Raw genomic sequence first — 9190 nt, forward strand, 5'->3', positions numbered from 1 at the left:
TACTGCAACATAATCAAAATCGTTTCAGTTATGATTTTTTTATATTAATAATTCAATAAAGCATATTTCTATTATGATTTTTAAAAATTATACATCATATATAATGCACAAGTCAACTCTTTGTGTGGTGATTTTTTTAATAATATTTTCCCAAAATATAGTGTCTCAAGAAAATACTGATAACATACTAAGGGATGCGGGGATTGAAGTCCCTAGGTTGTCACCTATGCCAGAAGAGGTGCAGGGAATAAAAAATCCAATAATTTCACTTAACGGAACTTGGGAGGTTACTATTGATGATAAAAAGACTATGCCCGTTGAAGTTCCTGGTGAACTGTTAATGCAGGGCTATGAATTAAATTCAGGAGAAACGGCCGTTTATCAAACTAATATAGTTATCCCGAAGGAATGGATCAATAAACGAATTTTTATCAGATTCGATGCGGTTAGTTCGTACGCACAGGTAAAAGTAAACGGGAAGCCTGTGGTTGAACATGAAGGTGGTTTTGTGCCATTTGAGGCGGAAATAACAAATCAGATTAAACCCGACGAAAACATATTGCAAGTTGCCGTTCAGGCGCATACAATAAGTGATATATTAGGTTGCACCTCACAATATGCCGCCCATACAGTAGCAGGTATATTACGAAAGGTAAGGTTATTTGTTCTTCCCGAGTCTAATATTGCAGATATGACTGTTAATACTGTATTTGATAAAAAATTTCATAATGCTAAATTGAATATTGAAACGAGTGTTGTCGCCTTAACAAGCCATGCCTCTCAGATTCAAGTACGCTACACCTTACTGGATTCTAATGGAAAAAAACAGGCTTACGAAATATCTCCTGTAAGGATGGGAAATAAAGGTAAAAAGAATTTATCTTCCATTGTTTCTATTGATGTTAATAAACCAAATCATTGGACTCCAGAGGGGCCATATTTGTACCGATTGCAAACCGAACTTGTCAAAAATGGAAAGTCTCTGCAGAAAAATATTCAAAATATTGGCTTTAGACAAATCGACATTAATAATGGTGAGGTTTTTGTAAATGGAAAGCCAATTAAACTACACGGCGTAAATCGTCATGCGATTCATCCGCTTTCTGGTAGGTCCTTGACTCCTGAATTAGAACGATTAGATGCGAAACTTTTTAAGGAAGCAAATTGTAATTTCATTAGAACTTCACACTATCCTCCATCAGAGGAGTTTTTAGAAGCTGCTGATGAATTGGGTTTATTTGTGGAGAGTGAAGCATCTCTTACTTGGATAGAGCATCATGCTTCTCCTATTTGGGGCCTCTGGGATTATAAGGATCCAAAATTTTTGCCTTATATGTTAATGGCGAATATCGAAAATATCCAGGCCAATAAAAAACACCCATCAGTCATTATTTGGTCCATTGCAAACGAATCACGTTGGAGTCCTCTTTGGGATAAGGTAAAACAGGTCGTTAAGCAAATGGATCCGAGTAGACCAAATGCTTTCCATGATCAATGTTGGGGTGGTTTTAATAATGCTGGGAGTACTGCTGATATTGCAAATTATCATTACCCTGGTATAAATGGCCCTATGGCTACTGATACAATGAGCAGACCAACTTTATTTGGGGAATATGCTCATTTATCTACTTATAATAGAAGGGAGCTTTTAACGGATCCTGGAGTACGTGACGCATATAATCAACCATTGGTTTCATTTTACGATTCTATTTATAACCATCGTAATAATTTAGGTGGTGCAATTTGGAGTGGTATAGATGATACTTTTCATTTGCCTGATGGAAGAATAGTTGGTTATGGACCGTGGGGGCCCATAGATGGATGGAGACGACCTAAACCAGAGTATTTTGGAATGAAAAAAGCCTACTCGCCTATAAAGATAAAGAGTAGTAGCTTGAATAAGGGAAGATTACAGTTTGTAATTGAAAATCGTTATGATTTCACCTCTTTAAAAGACATAAAAATAATAGCCGAAGTAAATGGTAAGGAGTATAATTTGGAAAGTAAGATCCCACCTAGGCAACAGGGTGTACTAACCATACCTACAAAAACAAAAGTTAAAACCTTAAAACTGAAATTTTTTGACCCCTTAGGCTTTATAGCTGAAGAGGAGTTTTATAACTTTAATGAAGAACCTGCATTGCCTACTAAAAAGGACCGATCCCTTTCCTACATAGAAAACGGAAATTCCTATTTAATTCGTCAAGGGGAAATTTCGTACAGGATAGACAAGTTGACCGGGACTATAAATTCCGTCGATAAAAACAATACCTCAATACTTATGAAGGGTCCATTATTCTCCATAGTCCCCATGAACCGTGAGGATGGAGGAAAGAATAACATTGCTGGGGAAACCTATCAGCGCAATATTCAACCCTTGCAAAATTTCCCTTGGTACGTTAAATATGCTGCAAATATTACTATCAATGAAGCCCCTGATTTCATTTCAATGAATGTTGATATTTCATTTAAAGAAGGAAAGGGAAATATGAAATATAATTTTTATTCCGATGGTAGATTGGAAGTTCTATATAATATTACCGAAATAAACAAGGAAGTTTCGCCTTATCAATATGGAACTGTAATGGTACTTCCCAAATCCTTTGATCAGTTAACGTGGAAGAGAGAAGGTGATTTTAGTTTATATCCAGATGATCATATAGGAAGGAATAATGGATCTGCAAAATTAAATGCCATTCAAACATCGGGAGTGGAGCTTTGGAGGAAACAACCACTCAGTTTATGGAAAGACGATGCAAATGAAATGGGTAGTAATGATTTTAGATCTACCAAGCGAAATATTTTAAGCGCATCATTGTCCAATAATAGTGGGACTAAAGTAACCGTTTTATCCAATGGTAAACAAGCCTCCAGGACATGGCTACAAGAGGAGTATATACATTGGCTTATTGCAGATTACTCCAATAATGGTTCCGAGCCATTTTATGCTACACCTCATAATGAAGGTAGGATATCTATTAAAGATGATCATTTGACTGGTGGAGTTACGCTAATTTTCGAATAAGAAATGTATAGAATATTCAAAGCTTATATTTCAAAATAGAGTTGTTTTAAAGTATCTTTTGAAGGGGCTGTTTTCCTTAATAGGGTATAATATAAATTAATTATAAAACAAGAAAAGTGAAGATTACGGACGTTAAAGTATGGTTGGTAGAAGGTGTTAAATATAATTGGACCTTTTTAAAAATATATACAGATAAAGGAATAACCGGTGTTGGAGAAGCTACAAATTGGCCTGGCAGTCAGATTGTAGAGGCTGCCGCCAAAGAACTCGGAAATCGGATTATTGGCCTAGACCCAATGAAAATTGATTATATATGGACAAAATTATATAGAGATCTGAATTGGGTAGGACCTTATGGGGCGAGCATGTGTGCAATTTCAGGAATAGACATGGCGTTATTGGATTTAAAGGGCAAAGCCCTTGGAGTCCCTGTATATGATCTCTTAGGAGGTGCATTTAGGACTAAGATCCAGCTATATGCTAATTATTGGTTTACACATGGTGGACATAATAGTGTTGATTATGCGTCTCAAGCGTTGGAGGTTAAGGCTGCAGGATTTACAGGATTAAAGTTTGATCCGTTCGCACATACTAATTATTTCTATGGCGAGGACCTAGATACCAGTCTATCCTTAACCAAATCTGAGCAAAATCGGGCGTTTGATGTTACAAAAGCCGTTAGACAGGCGGTTGGTGATGAAATGGATATTATGATAGAAACACATGCTATGTTAAATTTCAAAGTAGCAATAAATATGGCAAAAAGATTGGCGGAATTGGATATTTCGTGGTATGAGGAACCAGCAGGACCTGAAAATCCTAATACCTTAAAAGCATTACGAGATAGGATAGATCCTAATGTTTCCATTTGTGTAGGAGAAAGACATTATACACGACACGGGATAAGGCCTATTCTAGAAAGACATATTTGCGATGTGGTGATGCCTGATATTACACGATGTGGTGGACCTTCAGAAATGAAAAGAATGGCTACCATGGCAGAAGCATATAATGTATTAATAGCTCCCCATAACCCGAATGGTCCTTTATCCACCTTAGCATCAGCTCAAGTTTGTGCCACAATTCCTAATTTCTTTAAACAGGAGTTTATTTTTAAAGATGTTCCTTGGCGAGATACAGTAATTACTCATCCATTAGAGATTGTAAATGGGAATTTAATTCTAAGTGATAGACCAGGCTTAGGAGTAGATTTGGTAGAGGAAGAGTTGGAGAAGCATCCTGGTATTAGAGAGGCAAGAAAAGGATTTTATATTTAAAAAATGTTATGCTTACAATTGACTTAAAAGGTAAGACAGCCTTGATTACAGGTGCAAGTAGCGGTATAGGATTGGGTGTGTCTAAAATGTTGGCAAGGGCAGGGTGTAATATTTCTGGTTGTGCATCTTCTGAACAAAACTCTGAAGAAGGCGTGGAGTTTTTAAAATTGATTTTGGAGGAAGGTGTGCTTGCTGACTACAATTGTTGCGATGTAACCAACTTTACTGAAATGGAAAAGTTAGTTAAAGCTACTGCAAAGAAATTTGGAGGGATAGATATTTTGATTTCAAATGCTGGAGTTAACGTTTTCGAAGGTGCTGAAAATTGTACGGATGACCTTTGGAACTATAATGCAGACTTAAACTTAAAATCTCATTGGAAACTAAGCCAATTATGTAAGCCTTGGTTGGAAAGAAGTCAAAAAGGTGTAATTCTTATAATGACTTCTAATCATAGTGATGCCACTATTCCTGGTTGTTTTCCCTATAATGTTACAAAAACGGCTTTAAAGGGATTGGTCCAATCCTTAGCAATTGAGTGGGGACCACATATTAGGACCATTGGTGTTGCTCCTGGTTTTATAGATACAAAAGGTAATCAGAAATGGTTCGACAGTTTTGCTGACGCTAATAAAGAACGACAGCGAACTATAGATATGCATCCCGTGAAAAAAATAGGAACTCCGGAAGAGGTTGGCGCACTATGTGCTTTTTTGGTTTCGGATGCAGCTAGTTTTATTTCTGGAACAACCTATCTTATAGATGGTGGTAGATCTGCATTATTGCAAGACTAATTTAAGTTTATAATTTTCACTTACATAATGCAGTTAATATTATATAAAACTTATTTAAAAAAATACATATGAGGAGGTTGTGGTCTGTTTTGTTTATATGTGCTTTTATATCCTTTATAATTAGCTGTAGCAGCAATGAGAATTCTGATTTATTTGTAGAATCTGTAGAGGAGCCAATTATAAACCTTAATGGTATCTGGAAAGTAAATACAAATCCCAAAGATGAGTTTTGGTTAGAGAAAGATTTGGACAATTCTTGGAAAGATATTCAGGTGCCTGGAGAGTTAATGATGCAAGGATTTTCTATAAAAAATGATGTTCCATTTGCTTATAAGAAAGAAATAACTATTCCATCAGATTACGTTGGTAAAAATATTTTTCTGGAATTTAATGGAGTTTATAGCTATGCTCGCGTATGGATAAATGGTGAATTCATAAGAGATCACCATGGTGGTTTTACAAAGTGGACCTGCAATATTTCAAAATATGTAAAACCTGGGGAAAAGGCAGAAATAACAGTAGAGGTAACCGACAGAGCAGATGATATTTCCTATGCAAGTGGTTATGCAAAACATCAAATAGGAGGAATTCTTCGGGATGTCAATTTGTTGGCATTACCGTATAATTATCCTAAAGATATCATTGTTGAAACAAATTTTGATTCAGAATATAATCATGCGAATTTATCGATTTCCGGTTCATTTGAGAAGCTAGCAAAAAAAGCAAAAGTCAATCTTGCATTGTTCGATGAATCCGGAGAAGAGATTAAACTGAAGGAGTCAAGCCTAGTAGTGGATAACCAATTAGATTTTTTCATAAATAATCTTATTCTAAGCCCAAAAAAATGGGACGCAGAGCATCCCAACTTATATACTTTACAAATTACCTATCTTGAGAATAATCGTTTGCTATGGAGGTCAAATAAGAAAATCGGCTTTAGAGAAGTTGAAATTATCGGTAATAGTCTTTTAGTCAATGGGAAGAAAGTTAAGCTTAGGGGGGCGAATAGACATGATAATCACCCAACCTTGGGAAGGGTTTCTACTCCCGAATATGAGTTAAAAGATGTACTCTTGGCCAAAGAGGCAAATATGAATTTTATTCGCACTTCACACTACCCTCCAACAAAAAACTTTTTGAAACTATGTGACGAATACGGCTTGTATGTAGAAGATGAAACAGCGGTATGTTTTGTAATAGATTATAGAATTAAAGGTTATGAAGAAGCTTCTAACTCTCAAGATGATCCTAAATATACTGATCGCTACTTGTCTCAATTGAAAGAGATGGTAACAGCACATAGGAATCACCCATCTGTAATTATTTGGTCAATAGGGAATGAAAGTATTTATGGAAGTAATTTTGAGAAATCTTATAAGTGGATTAAGAAAACTGATACCACTAGACCTATTATGTTTAGTTATCCTGGAACCGTTCCAGATAGTATTGAGGCCCCCTATCAAATACTTAGTATGCATTATCCTTCTGTCACAGGAAATTTAAATCAATACGAGATACAGACAAAAGGATTTGGGTATGAAAAGATGCCAGTGGTTTTTGATGAATGGGCACATGTCGCTTGCTATAATAATGAAACTATAATTGAAGACCCAAATATTCGCAACTTTTGGGGACAAAGTCTAGATATGATGTGGAGTAAAACCTTCGATGCTCAAGGGGGATTGGGCGGGGCAATTTGGGGAATGATAGATGAAACTTTCATGCTACCAGAAAACTTAGATGGATTTAGAAACTGGTGGGGAATAGAGGATAATACCATTGATACCTATAAAGGAACTACAATAGGTTATGGAGAATGGGGAATAGTTGATGTCTGGCGTAGGAAAAAACCAGAATTTTGGAATACAAAGAAAGCATATTCACCGATTAAGGTTTTTAATACCACCATATATGACTATGCGGATGGGAAAGGTGTAAAAGTTTCAGTTTACAATAGATTTGATCATACAAATTTAAAGGAAATAGGGATTTCATATACTTATAAAGACAGTATTTATACTATTACTTCACCTGATTTGCACCCACATACAGAAGGTGAGCTGGTCCTGCCAATTTTGAATTGGCAAAAAAACGAAAAAATTCTACTGGAATTTTATGACCAGAATCATAAACTTATAGATTCTTATCAATTAAGTCAAGAACAAGATGTTCGTCAGGATATTACTTTGTCTGATGAGAAAGTTCAAATAATCAGAAAGGATAATCTACTAGAATTTCTTATAAAGGAAGGCTCCATATTCATGGATATGACAACAGGGAAATTAACACATTTGGAAAATAGTAGTGAAAAATTAGTCATTTCAGGACCGAATCTAGTATACAAAACAAAGGGTAAGTCAATAAGTTATTCATCCAATGAAATTAAAAATTATGGGAAAGACTGGAAATTAAAAAGTATCGATTACGGAAATGAAGGAAATGAAGTTGTTATTGAAATAAAGGGAGCTTATAATAAAATTGAGGTTATATTTAATTTGCGTATATTTTTTAATGGAAGGATTGATAGTAATTATAATTACAAAAATTTACCTGAAGAATATGTTCGTGAAATTGGACTTTCCTATATGATCGAGGATGTTTTTGAAAATATTTCATGGACTAGAAGAGGTTATTGGAGTCAATATCCCGAAAACCATATTTCCGCCTTAAAAGGGAATGCTAATCTTTATTCCACAATTTTAAAAAGGTATAGAGAAGAACCGGAAAAAGAATGGAATGAAGATAGTACCAGTTTTTACTATCAGGGAACAAATGATGAAGATAGTTCTACATTAACGCATAACGTTAAAGCTACAAAAGAAAATGTTTTTAATTATTCTTTAGTGAAGAACAATCGTAATTTGATAACAGTTCAAGGAAAAGGAGACGTTTCATGTAGATTGTCCAAAGAAAATAATAAATTGGTATTACATCTTTTAAATCAACTAGATTATATAGATTTAAGTTGGGGTAATTTTCAAAATAATATAATGTTGGATGGTTCATATAGAGGAAGCGTTAGTTTTGATTTAGCGTTATAGAAACAACTGGATAGAATATCCTTAGTTACAGCCTTATAATTAAATCTAAGCCATCCTTTGTTATTGATGATAGGGCCTGTGCTGAGAAACCTTAATTGAATTGACTGTTATCAATTTCACCTAAGAATTTAATTCTTAGAAACTATATTTAAAAAAGTCTAAAAATACGTCAATTGATATTGAATTTTTTATTTATAGATTGGATTAAAATAAAACATCATTATTTAAACCTCTAGGAATTAAAGTTAGATCATAGCGTCTTTATTGTGGATTTTTTGCTGAAACTTTTCTCTTAACAGTTGCATATCTGCACTCACTTTTAAATCTAATATTTTAGCGTAGTGTTGCGTGGTTTTTAAAGATTTATGACCTAACATTTTACTTACAGTTTCAATAGGGACGCCATTGGATAGTGTGACGGTGGTAGCAAATGTTTGTCTGGCCAAATGGAAGGTAAGATTTTTAGAAATCCCACATAAATCTGCAATTTCCTTAATATAAGCGTTCATTTTCTGATTCGATAAGACTGGAAGTAGGGATATTCGGGAGTAGGCCGATTTTCACTAAAAACTGGACAGAACGAATCCTGGAACATCGATGTTTCCGGGATTTTTTTTATGGTTTATTTTCGAAGTGGATTTTCGTCCGGTTTAAGAGGGCTTTTTGGTCGTTTTAGTGAGGTTCTGGCATACCTTTCCCATCGAAGTGGATATTCTGGTGATGTTGACCCCCTATTCTGGCCATACTGACCCCCCTAAGGATTTTGGTCAAAAAGATAAGTTAATGACAATATTACAGTTTTTTTCTTAGACTTTCTCCCTTTAATTCTATCCGGTGAGAGGTGTGTACCAGTCGGTCCAATATCGCGTCAGCGATGCTTGCTTCTCCAATAATATCGTACCAGCTTCCCACAGGAAGTTGACTTGCAATAATGGTAGATGATCTTCCATGCCGGTCCTCAATGATCTCCATCAGGTCCATTTGCTGTTTTCTATCCAAGTGAGCCAGTCCAAAGTCATCCAGGATCAACAGTTTCGCCTTCGCCAACTTAGC

General features: G+C 35.3%; 5 protein-coding genes and 1 pseudogene. 4 read left to right on the forward strand and 2 right to left on the reverse strand.

Annotation, left to right across the window (positions count from 1 at the left end; all coding sequences use genetic code 11):
• The first annotated feature begins 160 nt into the window (after positions 1-160).
• The 4 genes from G466_RS22435 (at position 161) to G466_RS22440 (ending at position 8137) form a co-directional block, all read left to right on the forward strand.
• Entirely contained in the window at positions 161-3025 is a 2865-nt protein-coding gene (locus G466_RS22435; RefSeq protein WP_205622051.1) for a glycoside hydrolase family 2 protein, read from the forward strand.
• A gap of 116 nt (positions 3026-3141) precedes the next feature.
• Positions 3142-4302: a mandelate racemase/muconate lactonizing enzyme family protein gene (locus G466_RS0116875; RefSeq protein WP_026814699.1), complete on the forward strand. Its 1161-nt coding sequence runs from the start codon at positions 3142-3144 to the stop codon at positions 4300-4302.
• Positions 4303-4310: 8 nt separating this feature from the next.
• A complete protein-coding gene (locus G466_RS0116880) occupies positions 4311-5096 on the forward strand; it encodes an SDR family NAD(P)-dependent oxidoreductase (RefSeq protein ID WP_026814700.1) in 786 nt (261 codons plus the stop codon).
• A 68-nt stretch (positions 5097-5164) separates the two neighbouring features.
• Positions 5165-8137, forward strand: coding sequence for a glycoside hydrolase family 2 protein (locus G466_RS22440; protein ID WP_051315737.1), 2973 nt, complete (start codon positions 5165-5167; stop codon positions 8135-8137).
• 245 nt (positions 8138-8382) lie between these two features.
• On the opposite strand, the pseudogene G466_RS0116890 reads toward G466_RS22440, so the two are convergent.
• Both G466_RS0116890 and G466_RS0116895 read right to left on the reverse strand, forming a co-directional pair.
• Positions 8383-8673: pseudogene (locus tag G466_RS0116890) on the reverse strand (tyrosine-type recombinase/integrase); the annotation flags it as partial.
• Positions 8674-8929: 256 nt separating this feature from the next.
• Positions 8930-9190, reverse strand: a 261-nt coding sequence (locus G466_RS0116895) for an ATP-binding protein (protein ID WP_026814702.1), incomplete at its 5' end; no start/stop codon positions are given.

Origin of the sequence: Arenibacter certesii DSM 19833 (genome assembly GCF_000429545.1) — a bacterium.
GTDB classification, from domain to species: domain Bacteria; phylum Bacteroidota; class Bacteroidia; order Flavobacteriales; family Flavobacteriaceae; genus Arenibacter; species Arenibacter certesii.